Origin of the sequence: Burkholderia sp. BCC0044, from assembly GCF_902832955.1 — a bacterium.
Taxonomy (GTDB): domain Bacteria; phylum Pseudomonadota; class Gammaproteobacteria; order Burkholderiales; family Burkholderiaceae; genus Burkholderia.
Map to the genome: position 1 here is coordinate 327407 of NZ_CADFDO010000001.1, position 15341 is coordinate 342747.

Consider the following 15341-nt stretch of genomic DNA (forward strand, 5'->3'; position numbering starts at 1 on the left):
GTCGATTCTTCCGGCCAAAGCCGTGCTCCGAGCCGCTTGCGCTAGCCACTCGGCGCGTGCAGGGATGGCGTGGCGCTCCGGCGCGGCGTGCGAGTGCGACGCACCGCATGCTGCAGGCAGGCACGGCAAGGAAAACCCGATTCGCTCGAATAATTTTAGGACGATTGAAGCCATGGCTAACGTTGTTGAGAACCTCGGCAAGCTTGAACGCCGCGTGACGATTTCTTTGCCGAAAGACACCGTGCAGAAGGAAATCGACGCCCGCATCCAGAAACTCGCGAAGACCGTGCGCATGCCGGGTTTCCGCCCGGGCAAGGTGCCGCTGAAGATGGTCGCCCAGCAATACGCGGGTCAGGTCGAAGCCGAAGTGCTGAGCGACAAGATCGGTCAGGAATTCTTCACGGTCAGCCGCGCGGAAAACCTGCGCGTCGCCGGCCAGCCGAGCTTCGAGCCGAAGCAGGAACAGGCTGAGGACGCATACGCGTTCGACGCGACGTTCGAGGTCTACCCGGAAGTGAAGATCGGCGATCTGGCGACGGCTGAAGTCGAGCGCTCGACCACGTCGATCGGCGACGCCGAAATCGACCGCACGCTGGACATCCTGCGCAAGCAGCGCGTGCACTACCACGCACGCGGCGAAGCCGGCGAGCACGGCGACGGCGGCGGCGACACCGCAGCGAAGAACGGCGACCGCGTGACGGTCGACTTCGTCGGCAAGATCGACGACGTCGCGTTCCAGGGCGGCACGGCCGAAGATTTCCCGTTCGTGCTCGGCGAAGGCCGCATGCTGCCGGAATTCGAAACGGCGGCGCTCGGCCTGAAGGTCGGCGAACAGCGTACGTTCGACCTCAAGTTCCCGGATGACTACCACGGCAAGGACGTCGCCGGCAAAACGGCGCAGTTCACGGTCACGATGAAGAAGATCGAGTGGCCGCACCTGCCGGAAATCGACGCGGAATTCGCGAAGTCGCTCGGCATCGAAGACGGCGACCTCACGAAGATGCGCGCCGAGATCAAGGAAAACCTCGAGCGCGAAGCGAAGCGTCGCACGCAGTCGATCGTCAAGAACCAGGTGATGGACGCGCTGCTGAAGATCTCCGAACTCGACGTGCCGAAGGCGCTGATCGAGCAGGATCAGCAACGCCTCGTCGAAATGGCTCGCCAGGATCTGGCGCAGCGCGGCGTGCCGAACGCGAAGGACGCACCGATCCCGGCCGAAATGTTCGCCGAGCAGGCCGAGCGCCGCGTGAAGCTGGGCCTCGTGCTGGCCGAGCTGGTGAAGTCGAACGGCCTCGAAGCGAAGCCGGAACAGATCCGCGCGGAAGTCGACGAGTTCGCGAAGAGCTACGAAGACCCGAAGGAAGTGGTCCGCTGGTATTATTCCAACCAGCAGCGCCTCGCCGAGATGGAAGCGTTCGTCGTTGAAAGCAACGTCGTCGATTTCGTGCTGGGCAAGGCAAAGGTGACGGACAAGGAAGTGAGCTTCGAGGCACTCGCGAGCGCATCGGCGCAAGCGTAAGTGTTGCTCTAGCGGCGTGCCGGCTGTCGGAGCGACGGCCCGCACGCCGTTTTTACGTCAAGCGCACGGTTGCCATTAATATGGCGATTGAGCGGGCGGCTTCCTTCCGTTCAATTTTCCATTCGAACAAGGTTCATTGAATGATCACTCGCGCTGAATTGCTGGACATGCTTGCTTCGAACGCGCCGCAGGGTTTCGAGGCGCAAGCGCTGGGGCTGGTGCCGATCGTCGTCGAAACGAGCGGCCGCGGCGAGCGTTCGTACGATATCTATTCGCGTCTCCTGAAGGAGCGCCTGGTGTTCATGGTCGGCGAAGTGAACGACCAGACCGCCAACCTCGTGGTCGCGCAATTGCTGTTCCTCGAGAGCGAGAATCCCGACAAGGACATCAGCCTCTACATCAACAGCCCGGGCGGCTCGGTGTCGGCCGGGATGGCGATCTACGACACGATGCAGTTCATCAAGCCGGACGTGTCGACCCTGTGCATGGGCCTCGCGGCCAGCATGGGCGCGTTCCTGCTCGCGTCGGGCGCGAAGGGCAAGCGCTTCGCGCTGCCGAATTCGCGCGTGATGATTCACCAGCCGCTCGGCGGCGCGCGCGGCCAGGCATCCGACATCGAGATCCAGGCACGCGAGATCCTCTACCTGAAGGAACGGTTGAACAACCTGCTCGCGCAGCACACGGGCCAGGACGTCGAGCGCATCGCGCGCGACACCGACCGTGATAACTTCATGTCGAGCGAGGACGCGAAGGCGTACGGGCTGATCGATCAGGTGCTGTTGAAGCGCCCGTGAGCTTAAACGGGGTGCCGCCCCGATTCGGGCGGCGCCCTCGAAACGTCCCGAGTGCCCTGAGCATCTGCGGCAAGCGCATCCAGCCGGCTCCGGTCGCGCCCTAGGCGCGGCGTCCGGAGCAATCGGCGTATCATGTCATCTACCTGTCCGGAGGCTCTACATTCATGGCGGACAAAAAAGGTTCGAACAGCGAGAAGCTGTTGTATTGCTCGTTTTGCGGGAAAAGCCAGCATGAGGTGAAAAAACTCATCGCGGGCCCGTCGGTGTTCATCTGCGATGAATGTATCGACCTCTGCAACGAAATCATTCGCGACGAGGCGGCTGCCGCCGGCGTCGAGGCCAGCCTGTCCCGGTCGGATCTGCCGAGCCCGCAGGAAATTCGCGACATCCTCGATCAGTACGTGATCGGCCAGGAACGCGCGAAGAAAATCCTCGCGGTGGCCGTGTACAACCACTACAAGCGTCTGAAGCATCTCGACAAGAAGGACGACGTCGAGCTGTCGAAGAGCAACATCCTGCTGATCGGCCCGACGGGCTCCGGCAAGACGCTGCTCGCGCAGACGCTCGCGCGGTTGCTCAACGTGCCGTTCGTGATCGCCGACGCGACGACGTTGACCGAAGCCGGCTACGTCGGCGAGGACGTCGAGAACATCATCCAGAAGCTGTTGCAGAACTGCAACTACGAGGTCGACAAGGCTCAGCGCGGGATCGTCTACATCGACGAAATCGACAAGATCAGCCGCAAGTCGGACAACCCGTCGATCACGCGCGACGTGTCGGGCGAGGGCGTCCAGCAGGCGCTGCTGAAGCTCGTCGAGGGCACGATGGCGTCGGTGCCGCCGCAGGGCGGCCGCAAGCACCCGAACCAGGATTTCATCCAGGTCGACACGACCAACATCCTGTTCATCTGCGGCGGCGCGTTCGACGGTCTCGAAAAGGTGATCACCGACCGCACCGAGAAAACCGGCATCGGCTTCGGCGCGACGGTCAAGAGCAAGCAGGAACGCGACGCGGGCGAAGTGCTGCGCGAAACGGAACCGGAAGACCTGATCAAATTCGGTCTGATCCCCGAATTGATCGGCCGTCTGCCGGTGGTCGCGACGCTCGGCAAGCTCGACGAAGCCGCGCTGATGAAGATCCTGGTCGAGCCGAAGAATGCGCTCGTCAAGCAGTATCACAAGCTGTTCGCGATGGAGCGCGTCGAGCTGGAAATCCGGCCGGGCGCGCTGCAGGCGGTCGCCCGCAAGGCGATCCGCCGCAAGACCGGCGCGCGCGGTTTGCGTTCGATCATCGAACAGGCATTGCTCGACGTGATGTACGAGCTGCCGACGATGAAAGGGGTCAGCAAGGTCATCATCGATGAGAACGTGATCGATGGGGACGGCAAGCCCTTGCTGATCTACGAGGACACGCCGAAGGTGGCGGGTTCGAACTGACCGGCTTGCCGACGATGTTCAGCGAAAAAGGCCGTTCATGAGTCCGTGGGCGGCTTTTTTTCGTTTATCTTGTGGGTAACTCTGACTCGACACGCGGTGGTTACTTTCTTACCGAATATTTCCCGCACTTGAAGGCTTGCAATTCGTTGTGGCGGCCTCAATTACCGAACAATTGATTCCACTCATGGGGAAATGAAATGTCAGGCACCCAACTTCTCCCGCCGGAACGCATCACGCTCCCGCTGCTGCCGCTGCGGGACGTCGTCGTTTTCCCGCACATGGTCATTCCGCTCTTCGTGGGCCGGCCGAAATCGATCAAGGCCCTCGAAGCAGCGATGGAGGGCGGCAAGCACATCATGCTCGTCGCCCAGAAAACCGCGGCCAAGGACGAACCGACCGAAAAGGACATGTACGAGGTCGGTTGTATCGCCAACATTCTGCAGATGCTGAAGCTGCCGGACGGCACCGTGAAGGTGCTCGTCGAGGGCCTGCAGCGCGCGAAGGCGTTGTCGATCGAAGAGCAGGAGACCCAGTTCTCGTGCGAAGTCTTGCCGCTCGAACCCGACCACGCCGACAGCGCGGAAACGGAAGCGCTGCGCCGCGCGATCGTGTCGCAGTTCGACCAGTACGTGAAGCTGAACAAGAAGATCCCGCCGGAGATCCTCACGTCGCTGTCGGGCATCGATGAAGCGGGCCGCCTCGCCGACATGATCGCCGAGCGCCTGCCGCTGAAGCTCGACCAGAAGCAGCACATCCTCGAGATGTTCCCGGTCATCGAGCGCCTCGAGCACCTGCTCGCGCAGCTCGAAGCCGAGATCGACATCCTGCAGGTCGAAAAGCGCATCCGCGGGCGCGTGAAGCGCCAGATGGAAAAGAGCCAGCGCGAGTACTACCTGAACGAACAGGTCAAGGCGATCCAGAAGGAACTGGGCGAGGGCGAGGAAGGTGCGGATCTCGAGGAACTCGAGAAGCGCATCAATGCCGCGCGCATGCCGAAGGAAGCCAAGAAGAAGGCCGACGCCGAGCTGAAGAAGCTGAAGCTGATGTCGCCGATGTCCGCGGAAGCGACCGTCGTGCGCAACTACATCGACACGCTGATCGGCCTGCCGTGGCGCAAGAAGAGCAAGGTCAACAACGACCTGTCGAACGCCGAGCAGGTGCTCGACGAGGATCACTTCGGCCTCGAGAAGGTCAAGGAACGGATCCTCGAGTATCTCGCGGTGCAACAGCGCGTGGACAAGGTCAAGGCGCCGATTCTGTGCCTCGTCGGGCCTCCGGGCGTCGGCAAGACCTCGCTCGGCCAGTCGATCGCCCGTGCGACGAACCGCAAGTTCGTCCGGATGGCGCTCGGCGGCGTGCGTGACGAAGCCGAGATCCGCGGCCACCGCCGTACGTACATCGGTTCGATGCCGGGCAAGATCCTGCAAAGCCTCGCGAAGGTCGGCGTGCGCAATCCGCTCTTCCTGCTCGACGAAGTCGACAAGATGGGGATGGATTTCCGCGGCGATCCGTCGTCGGCGCTGCTCGAAGTGCTCGATCCGGAACAGAACCACACGTTCGCCGACCACTACATCGAAGTCGACTTCGACCTGTCGGACGTGATGTTCGTCGCGACGTCGAACTCGCTGAACATCCCGCCGCCGCTGCTCGACCGGATGGAAGTGATTCGTCTGTCGGGCTACACGGAGGACGAGAAGGTCAGCATCGCCCAGCGTTACCTGCTGCCGAAGCAGAAGAAGAACAACGGGCTGAAGGACGGCGAGATCGAGGTCACCGAGCAGGCGATCCGCGACATCATCCGCTATTACACGCGCGAAGCCGGTGTGCGTTCGCTCGAGCGGGAAGTGTCGAAGATCTGCCGCAAGGTCGTGAAGATGCTGCTGCTGAAGAAGGCATCGGGCGCGATCAAGGTCGATGGCGAAAACCTCGACACGTTCCTGGGCGTGCGCAAGTACGACTTCGGCCTCGCGGCGAAGGAAAACCAGGTCGGTCAGGTGACGGGCCTCGCGTGGACGGAAGTCGGCGGCGACCTGCTGACGATCGAAGCCGCGGTGATGCCGGGCAAGGGCAACGTGATCCGTACGGGTTCGCTCGGCGACGTGATGAAGGAGTCGGTCGAGGCTGCGCGTTCGGTCGTGCGCTCGCGTTCGCGTCGTCTCGGTATCAAGGACGAAGCGTTCGAGAAGCAGGACATCCACATCCACGTGCCGGAAGGCGCGACGCCGAAGGACGGTCCGTCCGCCGGCGGTGCGATGACGACCGCGCTGGTGTCGGTGCTGACGGGGATCCCCGTGCGGGCCGACGTCGCGATGACGGGCGAAATCACGTTGCGTGGCGAAGTGCTGCCGATCGGCGGGCTGAAGGAGAAGCTGCTGGCCGCGCATCGCGGCGGCATCAAGCTCGTGCTGATTCCGGAAGAGAACGTGAAGGATCTCGCGGACATTCCGGACAACGTGAAGAACGCGATCGAGATCGTGCCGGTCCGCTGGATCGACAAGGTGCTGGAGCTCGCGCTGGAGCGTTCGCCGACGCCGCTGCCGCCGGAAGAAGAGGCGAAGGCTGCGGCGCCGGTTGGCGAGGCGGCGAAGGATGCCGGCTCGACGGAAGTCGTCAAGCACTGAGACCCTGAGCGCCGTCGTTGCTGACGGTCGTTCACGAAAACCCGCGGCATAGTCCGCGGGTTTTTTTATGCGTATCGGAATCGTGCGAGGGTGTACGTTAAAAAAATTCACGCCCAGACTTGGCAAAATGATCGGGGATGAATTAAACTTGCGGGCTCGCTGATTGTTGATGCGCAAACGCAGATCGCAGTCAGAACGAATCGGAAACGGGTGCTTAGCTCAGCTGGTAGAGCGGCGCCCTTACAAGGCGTAGGTCGGGGGTTCGAACCCCTCAGCACCCACCAGTTTCACGATTCAGCCAGACCAAGGAGCGGTAGTTCAGTCGGTTAGAATACCGGCCTGTCACGCCGGGGGTCGCGGGTTCGAGTCCCGTCCGCTCCGCCAGAAAACGAAAAAGCCCGCCTCGTGCGGGCTTTTTCGTTTGCGTCGTTGAAAGCGCACGCTAGCGTGCGCGTGGCTGCGGAGCGGGGGAAGCCGCTTGCGCAGCCTCCGGATTCCGGTTCTGTTCGCGCATAGCGTGCCTGCTTTTTTCCCGTCCCACCCCGTATGTTGTAATATCGGTCGTTTTGTCCAATTTTCCCGTCACGCATGCTCGATTTCTTCCGTAATCACCAGCGCCTGATGATGGCGCTCCTGCTCCTGATCGTGTTGCCGGGGCTGGGTTTCGTCGGGATACAAGGCTTCCGCGGCTTCTTCGACGACAGTGCGAACGTCGCGGCGGTCAACGGGCACAAGATCACGCGGGTCGAATTCGACGGCGCGTTCCGCCAGCAGATCGACCAGGCGCGCCAGGCGCTCGGCGGGCAGTTCGACATCAAGATGTTCGACACGCCCGAGCATCGCAAGCAGGTGCTCGACGGCCTGATCCAGCAACGTGTGCTGGCCGACGAGACGCAACGTCTGCACCTGACCGCATCCGACAACGCCGTGCGCGACGCGCTGATGAGCGACCCGATGATCGCGTCGCTGAAGAAGCCCGACGGCACGATCGACGTCGAACGCTATGCGCAACTGCTGTCGTTCCAGGGGATGACGCCCGAGCAGTACCAGGAGCGCGTGCGTTACAGCCTGTCGCTGCAGCAGATTCCGGCCAGCATCGTGTCGAGCGCGTTCACGCCGAAGAGCCTCGCGCAACGCCTGTCCGAACTCGCCGCGCAGCAGCGTGAAGTGCAGGCGCTCGTGCTGAAGACGAGCGACTTCGCGGCGAAGATCCAGCCGACCGACGCGCAGCTCACCGCGTACTACGACGCGCACAAGCAGAGCTTCGCGACGCCGGAAACCGCGACGATCCAGTACCTCGTCTATTCGCCGGCCGCGGCGGCCGCGAGCGCGCAGCCGACCGAAGCGGACATCAAGAAATTCTACGACGACAACCCGACGCACTTCCGTACCGAAGCACAGGTGCGCGTGAGCCACATCTTCATCGCCGCGCCGGGCAGCGCCAGCGCGGCCGACAAGGCAGCAGCAAAGGCGAAGGCCGAGCAACTGCTCGCCGACGTGAAGGCGCATCCGGACCAATTCGCGCAAATTGCACAGAAGAGCTCGCAGGACGCGCCGTCGGCGGCGAAGGGCGGCGACCTCGGCTTCATCACGCGCGGCTCGACCGCGGGCGGCAAGGCATTCGACGATGCCGCGTTCTCGCTCAAGCAGGGCGACGTGAGCGGTATCGTGCAGTCGGATCTCGGTTTCCACATCCTGAAGGCGACCGAAGTGAAGCCGGCGGTCGTCAAGCCGTTCGCGGAAGTGAAGGACCAGATCGCGGTCGACCTGAAGCAGCAGTACGCAGCGAAGGCATTCTCGGACAACGCGGAAGGCTTCACGTCGACCGTCTATGAAAAGGCGAAGACGCTGCAGCCGGCCGCGGACAAGTACAAGCTGACGATCCAGACGGCCACCGTCGCGCCGACGCCGAATCCGCAACTGCCGCCGACGAGCCCGTTGAACAATCCGAAGTTCCTGGCCGCCGTGTTCGCGAACGACGCGGTGAAGAACCAGAACAACACGCAGGCGATCGACGTCGGCAACAACACGCTGATCTCGGCGCGCGTGACCGACTACAAGCCGGCTGCCGTGCCCGCGCTCGACGCGATCAAGGACGTCGTGCGCCAGAAGGTCATCGCGGAGCAGGCCGCGGAACTCGCAAAGAAGGACGGTGCGGCGAAGCTGGCCGAACTGCAGAAGTCGAAGTCGACCGACGGCTTCGCGGCCGCGCAGAAGGTGTCGCGCACGCAGTCGCAGGGCCTGACGCCGGCTGCGCTGAGCGCCGTCTACAAGGTCGATGCGAAGACGTTGCCGGCTTACGTCGGTGTCGACCTCGGCGCGGACGGCTATGCGATCTACCGCGTGAACGCGGTGATCGCGGGTTCGGCGGTCGATCCGCAGCAACTGGCGGCCGCGCAGCAGCAGATGGCGCAGGTCGACGCGCAAAGCGAGGGCGAGGCATATCTCGCCGCGCTGCGCGATCGCTCGAAGGTGAAGCTGTACGGCAGCACGACGGCCAGCCAGCAGCAGGACGGCGACAACTGAGCACCGTTTCGCCCGCAACCATCGAAAAGCCCCGCTCGAAGCGGGGCTTTTTGTTTTCCGGTGCGGCCGCGGTCAGCCGTGCGGCTTGCCAAGCAACGGCTTCAGCGCCGGCCATACGTTGTCGAGCAGGATGCCCTGGGCCTGCTGCGCGGGATGCATCTGGTCGGCCTGGAACATCTCGGGCTTGTTCTCGATGCCGGCCAGCAGGAACGGCACGAGCGGCACGCCGAGATCCTTCGACAGCCGTGTATAGACCGCATGGAACTTCTGCGTGTAGTCGGGGCCGTAATTGGGCGGCACGTACATGCCGACCAGCACGACCTTCGCCCGCGCGCGCTGGGCGCCGGCGATGATGTCGCGCAGGTTCTGCTCGGTCGTCGCGAGCGGCACGCCGCGCAGCGCATCGTTCGAACCGAGTTCGACGACGACGATCGACGGCTTGAGCCGTTGCAGCACCGCGGGCAGCCGCGCGCGGCCGCCGCTGGTGGTGTCGCCGCTGACGCTGGCGTTCGCGACGCTATAATCGATTCGCTCGGTCGTGAGCCGTTGCCGCAGCAGCGACACCCAGCCGGTGTCGCGCGGCAAGCCGTATTCGGCCGACAGGCTGTCGCCGAGCACGACGATCACGGGCGGGCTCGATGCGGGCGCCGTCGCGGCGCGTGCGGGTACGGTGACGGCCAGCAGGGTGCCCAGCAGCGCGGCGGCCGCCGCGCGTCTCTTCCAGCGAAATGTCGTGTCCATGTTCAAGATTACCGATCCGATCATCGAAGTCCATGACGTGTGCAAGCGGGTTGCCGATGCAACGGGCGAGCTGACGATCCTCGACGGCATCACGCTCGCCGTGCAGCCGGGCAGCAGCCTCGCGATCGTCGGCGCGTCGGGGTCGGGCAAATCGACACTGCTCGGCCTGCTCGCCGGGTTGGACAGCGCGACGAGCGGCACGGTTCGCCTGCTCGGACGCGCGCTCGACCCGCTCGACGAGGACGAACGCGCGGCGCTGCGCAACGGCGCGGTCGGATTCGTGTTCCAGTCGTTCCAGTTGATGCCGCACCTGACGGCGCTCGAGAACGTAATGCTGCCGCTCGAACTGCGGGGCGGCATCAGCGCGCGCGACGCAGCCGACCGCGCCCGGGCGCTGCTCGTGCAGGTCGGTCTCGGCGAACGCACCGCGCATTATCCGAAGCTGCTGTCGGGTGGCGAGCAGCAGCGCGTCGCGCTCGCACGCGCGTTCGTCACGCGCCCGGCGATCCTGTTCGCCGACGAGCCGACCGGCAGCCTCGACGCGGCCACCGGCCACGCGGTCATCGACCTGATGTTCGAACTGAACCGCACGCACGGCGCGACCCTCGTGCTCGTCACGCACGATGCCGAACTCGCGCGCCGCTGCGCGACGACGGTTACCATCGACGCCGGGCGCATCGTCGCGCCGCACGCGGTTTCGCGCAACGCGTGAAGGTTCGTGCCGGCCGCGCGGCGTGGATCGCGCGGCCGGCACGGGCATGACGCCGTCGCGTCAGTGCTTCTTCAACGCTTGAGCGCCGCGCGGGCGCGCTCGATCAGCGCCGTGGTCGACGAGTCGTGCTTCGCCGGATCGACCGAGTCGGCCGACAGGTCGGCCTCGACCACCTTGCCGAGAATCTTGCCGAGCTCGACGCCCCACTGGTCGAACGGATTGATGTCCCACACCGTCGCCTGCACGAGCACCTTGTGCTCGTAAAGCGCGATCAGCGCGCCGAGCGTGCGCGGCGTCAGCGCATCGACGAGCAGCGTCGTGGTCGGGCGGTTGCCGGGGAACGTCAGGTGCGGCGCGAGCGCTTCCTTGCCGGGCCCGGCCACCTCGCGCGCTTCCTCGAGCGTGCGGCCGAGCATCAGCGCCTCGCTCTGCGCGAAGCAGTTCGCGAGCAGTTTCGGATGATGGCTCGCGAGCGGATGCTCGGGCGTCAGCACCGCGATGAAGTCGATCGGCACGATCGTCGGCCCCTGGTGCAGCATCTGGAAGAACGCATGCTGGCCGTTGGTGCCCGGCTCGCCCCACGTGACGGCCGACGTCGGGTAGTCGACGAAGGTGCCGTCCAGGCGCGCGGATTTGCCGTTGCTTTCCATTTCGAGCTGCTGCAGGTACGACGGCAGGTAGTGCAGGGCTTCCGAATACGGCGCGACGAGATAGCTCTGCGAGCCGAAGAAATTCCGGTACCAGATGCCGATCAGGCCGAGCAGCACCGGCAGGTTGCGCTCGAGCGGCGCTTCGCGGAAATGACGGTCCATGTCGTTCGCGCCGGCCAGCAGCGCGTCGAACTGTTCGGGGCCGACCGCGATCATGATCGACAGGCCGACCGCCGACCACAGCGAATAGCGGCCGCCGACCCAGTCCCACATTTCGAACACGTTGTCCGCGGCGATGCCGAACTTCACGACTTCGGCCGGGTTCGCCGATACGCCGACGAAGTGCTTCGCGAGCGCATCCTCGGGGCAGCCGCGCGCGACGAACCAGTCGCGCAGCGAGCGTGCGTTCGTCATCGTCTCGAGCGTCGTAAACGTCTTCGACACGATGATCGCGAGCGTTTCCTCGGGATCGACCTGTTCGAGCACGCGCGCGAGATCGGCGCCGTCGACGTTCGACACGAAGTGGGTCGAGATTTCGGGCGTCGCGACGTGGTGCAGCGCGTGCACGACCATCTTCGGCCCGAGATCCGAGCCGCCGATGCCGATGTTGATCACGTGACGGATGCGCTTGCCCGTATAGCCCGTCCACGTGCCGCTGCGCACGGCGCGCGCGAACGTCGCCATCTTCGCGCGCTCGGCGCTCACCTGTGCGTGGAACGGCGCCTGCGGGTCGGTCGCGCGCAGCGCGGTGTGCAGCGCCGCGCGGCCTTCGGTCGGGTTGACGATCTCGCCCGCGAACATCGCGTCGCGGCGCGCCTCGACGCCCGCGTCGCGCGCGAGCTGCACGAGCAGGCGCAGCGTTTCGTCGTCGATGCGGTTCTTCGAGAAATCGGCCGCGAGACCGCCGCCCGGAATCGTGAAGCGTTCGGCGCGGGTCGGCGCGCGGTCGTTTTCCGGCGCGAACCAGTCGCGCAGCCGCGCGTGGCGGATCTGTTCGAAGTGGGATTGAAGGGCAGTCCAGGCGGGGAGCGATTTCAGCGTCATGGCGGTTCGAGTGAAGCGTGAATCGGGAGGAATGCCGCGCCGGCTCATCGGGATCGGAAAGCCGGCGGACGAGAAGGCCCGCCGTGCGGCGGGGCAGTCAGTATAGCGGCGTTACGTGTCGGCGCGCGGCGACGGATAAAAAAGGCGATTGACCAGCGTGCGCACCATCGGCGCGAGCTCGCCCGCGGTGAGCCCGGCCGGACCGGTGCCGTTCGCGGTCAGCGTGTCGGCCGCGAGGCCGTGCAGGTAGACGCCGGCCAGTGCGGCTTCGTACGGCGCGACCCGCTGCGCGAGCAGCGCGCCGATCAGGCCGCCGAGCACGTCGCCGGTGCCGCCGGTGGCGAGCGCCGCGTTGCCGGTCGGGTTGATCGTCACGCGGCCGTCGGGCGCCGCAATCACCGTGCCCGAGCCTTTCAGCACGACGATGGCCGCGTAACGGGCGGCGAGCGCCTGCGCGGCCGCGACGCGATCGCGCTGCACGGCGGCCGTGTCGCCGCCGAGCAGGCGCGCGGCTTCGAGCGGATGCGGCGTCAGCACGCACGGATTGCCGCGTGCGCCGCGCGTGGCGACGGCGGCCGCGAGGTCCGCGTGCGTCGCGACGAGGTTGAGCGCGTCGGCATCGAGCAGCGTCGCCGTGTCGTGCGCGAGCACGTCGCGCACGAGCGTCGCCGCGGCTTCGCGCGTGCCGAGCCCGCAACCGGCCGCGATCGCGGTCATCGCGCCGAGGTCGAGCGTGTCGGCCGGATGCAGCATCAGTTCAGGGAAGGGTGGGTCGTACGGCGGCGCGCCCGCGCCAAGGAAGCCGACGTGCACCTTGCCGGCGCCCGCGAACAGCGCGGCGCGGGCGGCGAGGATCGGCGCGCCGCACATGCCCGTGTCGCCGCCGAGCACCGCGAGGCTGCCGTACGTGCCCTTGTGGGACGCGAAGGCGCGCGCGGGCAGCGCCGCGGCGAACCGCGCGGGCGCATTCAGCACGATGGCCGGCGCGGCGGGTGGCGCGACGTCGAGCGACGCGACGTGGATCTCGCCGGCGAGATCGCGGCCGTCGCCCGTGTAGAGGCCGGGCTTCGCGCCGATGAAGGTGAGCGTGTGGGTGGCCGCGACGGCGACGCCCGCGCCGACGATCCGGCCCGTGTCGCTGTCGAGCCCGCTCGGCACGTCGAGTGCGAGCACGCGGCCGCCGCCGCGCGCATGGGCGGCGATGCAGGCAGCCTGCTCGGCGAACGCGCCGTCGAGCGCGCGGCCGAGACCGATGCCGAACAGCCCGTCGACGATCCACGCGTAGCCGTCCAGCGACGCGGGCGCCGTGGCCGACAACGGCACGCCGGCCGAGCGCGCGAGACCGAGCGCCCATTGCGCGTCGTCCGGCTTGACCGGCACCGGCATCCACGCATGCGTCGCGACGCCGAGCTGCTGGAGCTGCGCGGCGGCCACCAGCGCGTCGCCGCCGTTGTTGCCGGGGCCGACCGCGAACCAGACGGGGCGATCGTCGCCGGCGACGCGCTCGGACAGCCAGCGCGCGGCGGCCGCGCCGGCGCGGCCCATCAGCGTGTGCGGCGGCAGCGCGGCGGTGGCGTCGGCTTCGGCGGCGCGCAGGTCGGCGACGCGCAGCAGCGCGATCGGAGCGGAATCGGAATCGGGAAGCGGGCGGGTAGCGGTCATCGCGGGATCGTGGCGGCGGGCAAGGATGCCGCCACGGGTCGGCCCGCGGCGGTCAGGTCGTGAAGCGGCCGGCGTTCAGCGCGGCGAGCGTGTCGGCGGGCCAGTGCTGGACGTCGCCGGCCAGATAGTCGGTCACCACTTTAGCAGACCCGCACGCGAGGCCCCAGCCGGCCGGACCATGGCCGAAATTGACGAATACGCGCGGATGCGGGGTCGGACCGACGACGGGCAGGCCGTCCGGCGACAGCAGTTGCATGCCTTGCCACGACAGCGCGGCCGAGATCTTCGCGGCGCCGGGCACCCAGTCGTGGACGGCCTGGCCGAGCAGCGCGAGCGCGGCCTCGGACAGCGGCTCGGCGAGCGGTTTCGCGGTGTCGGCGAGGCTCTGCAGCACGGCGGCGCCACCGACGCGCAGCCGCTGGTGGGTGCGCGTGATCGAGATCCGCTTGATCGAATCGACGACGCTCAGGTGCGGCGCATGTTCTTCGTACGCGACCGGCGCGGTGAGCGTATGGACGCGCACCGGGTGCAGCGGCAGGCGCCAGCCGAGCCGTTCGAGCAGCGGGATGCTGCCGGCGCCGGCGGCGACCACGATCGCGTCGGCGGACATCACGTCGACCTCGCGCGCGTTCGCCGCGCGCCGGTTGGCCGGCGGCGCGAGCTCGACCGCGACGCGGCCGTTGTCGACGCGGATCGCGGCGACGTCCGCGCCGAAGCGGAACTGCACGCCGTGCTCGTCGAGCGTCTGCTTGACCAGTTTCGCGAACAGCGGGCAGTTGCCGGTGCGCTCGGTTTCGAGCAGCACGCCGCCGGCAAAGCCGGGTTCGGCCGGCACCGACGGTTCGAGCGCCGTGCATTCGTCGGCGGTGAGCGTGCGATACGGCTGGTCGAGCGTGCGCAGCAGGTCGAGCGCGGGCTGCAGCGCGTCCCAGTCGCGCGGATCGCGCACGACGTGCAGGATGCCGGGTTTCTGCTCGTATTCGAGTTCGAGGCGCGCCTCGATATCGGCGAGCGTGTCGCGCGACACGTCGATCAGCGGGCGCAGCCGCGCGTACTGCGCGGCGAACGCGTCGGGCTCGCGCAGCGCGCCGAGCTGCTTGACGAAGCGGCGCACGCCGCCGTTGAAACCCGGCTTGTAGACGATGCCGCTGTCGCGCGACTGGCGCTGACGCATGAAGGTCGGGCCGAACCAGACGTCGAGCGGGCTCGGCAGCAGCGCGCCGCCGTCGCCGTAGGTCGCGCCTTGCGCGACGGTCGCGTGGCGTTCGACCACGCACACGCGATGGCCGGCCGCGCGCAGCTGGTAGGCGGTGGCGACGCCGCTGATTCCGCCGCCGATGACGATGACATCCATTTGGATTGCTTCGATGACGGGCGGCGCGCACGCCGCCCGGTGAGAATTCGCTGAGGGCCCGGGCCCGGTGAACCCGGAATGATAGCGCCAAAAGTGCGCGAGCCGGCGCCGGCCGAGCATCGGCCGTGCGGCCGCGCCACGGCGGCCGGCGCGCGGGCCCTTGGAGGCCGGCCCGGCGGGCGGCCGGGCGCGCCGCGCGTCCGGGCACCGTGGCGGTGCAGGCGGACTACCGATCGGCCGGTCTTGGGCGGCCGACTTCCGGGTATAATTACGGCCTTCCTT

10 protein-coding genes and 2 tRNA genes are annotated in these 15341 nt (G+C 66.6%); 8 read left to right on the forward strand and 4 right to left on the reverse strand.

Annotation, left to right across the window (positions count from 1 at the left end; translation table 11 throughout):
• Positions 1-172 precede the first annotated feature (172 nt).
• The 7 genes from tig to HWX14_RS01510 all read left to right on the forward strand — a co-directional run bounded on the left by tig (position 173) and on the right by HWX14_RS01510 (position 8896).
• Entirely contained in the window at positions 173-1519 is a 1347-nt protein-coding gene (gene tig / locus HWX14_RS01480) for a trigger factor (RefSeq protein ID WP_175881268.1), read from the forward strand.
• A gap of 140 nt (positions 1520-1659) precedes the next feature.
• Positions 1660-2313 carry an ATP-dependent Clp endopeptidase proteolytic subunit ClpP gene (gene clpP / locus HWX14_RS01485; protein ID WP_006496351.1) on the forward strand — a complete coding sequence of 218 codons (654 nt, stop codon included), beginning with the start codon at positions 1660-1662 and terminating at the stop codon, positions 2311-2313.
• 164 nt (positions 2314-2477) lie between these two features.
• Complete coding sequence (gene clpX, locus HWX14_RS01490) at positions 2478-3749, forward strand: ATP-dependent Clp protease ATP-binding subunit ClpX (protein WP_006489345.1); 1272 nt, start codon at positions 2478-2480, stop codon at positions 3747-3749.
• Positions 3750-3946: 197 nt separating this feature from the next.
• Positions 3947-6370, forward strand: coding sequence for an endopeptidase La (gene lon / locus HWX14_RS01495; protein ID WP_175881269.1), 2424 nt, complete (start codon positions 3947-3949; stop codon positions 6368-6370).
• Positions 6371-6578: 208 nt separating this feature from the next.
• Positions 6579-6654, forward strand: a tRNA-Val gene (locus tag HWX14_RS01500).
• A 23-nt stretch (positions 6655-6677) separates the two neighbouring features.
• Positions 6678-6754: transfer RNA gene (locus tag HWX14_RS01505), tRNA-Asp, on the forward strand.
• Between the two features lie 204 nt (positions 6755-6958).
• Positions 6959-8896 carry a SurA N-terminal domain-containing protein gene (locus HWX14_RS01510; protein WP_175881270.1) on the forward strand — a complete coding sequence of 646 codons (1938 nt, stop codon included), beginning with the start codon at positions 6959-6961 and terminating at the stop codon, positions 8894-8896.
• 72 nt (positions 8897-8968) lie between these two features.
• Here HWX14_RS01510 and HWX14_RS01515 read toward each other — a convergent pair whose 3' ends face one another.
• Positions 8969-9637: an arylesterase gene (locus tag HWX14_RS01515; protein ID WP_175881271.1), complete on the reverse strand. Its 669-nt coding sequence runs from the start codon at positions 9635-9637 to the stop codon at positions 8969-8971.
• Between HWX14_RS01515 and HWX14_RS01520 the strand changes: the two genes are divergently transcribed.
• The gene (locus tag HWX14_RS01520; RefSeq protein WP_175881272.1) at positions 9636-10349 is read left to right on the forward strand and encodes an ABC transporter ATP-binding protein; all 714 of its coding nucleotides are present in this window, start codon (positions 9636-9638) and stop codon (positions 10347-10349) included. The genes HWX14_RS01515 and HWX14_RS01520 overlap by 2 nt on opposite strands.
• Positions 10350-10420: 71 nt before the next feature.
• Here the strand turns inward: HWX14_RS01520 and pgi are convergent, their stop codons facing one another.
• The 3 genes from pgi to HWX14_RS01535 form a co-directional block, all read right to left on the reverse strand.
• Positions 10421-12043 (reverse strand): glucose-6-phosphate isomerase, encoded by a 1623-nt coding sequence (pgi, locus tag HWX14_RS01525; protein WP_175881273.1) that lies wholly within the window; start codon positions 12041-12043, stop codon positions 10421-10423.
• A gap of 111 nt (positions 12044-12154) precedes the next feature.
• On the reverse strand, positions 12155-13705 hold the full coding sequence (locus tag HWX14_RS01530) for an NAD(P)H-hydrate dehydratase (RefSeq protein ID WP_175881274.1): 1551 nt from the start codon (positions 13703-13705) through the stop codon (positions 12155-12157).
• 52 nt (positions 13706-13757) lie between these two features.
• On the reverse strand, positions 13758-15059 hold the full coding sequence (locus tag HWX14_RS01535; protein WP_175881275.1) for an FAD-dependent oxidoreductase: 1302 nt from the start codon (positions 15057-15059) through the stop codon (positions 13758-13760).
• Positions 15060-15341 lie beyond the last annotated feature (282 nt).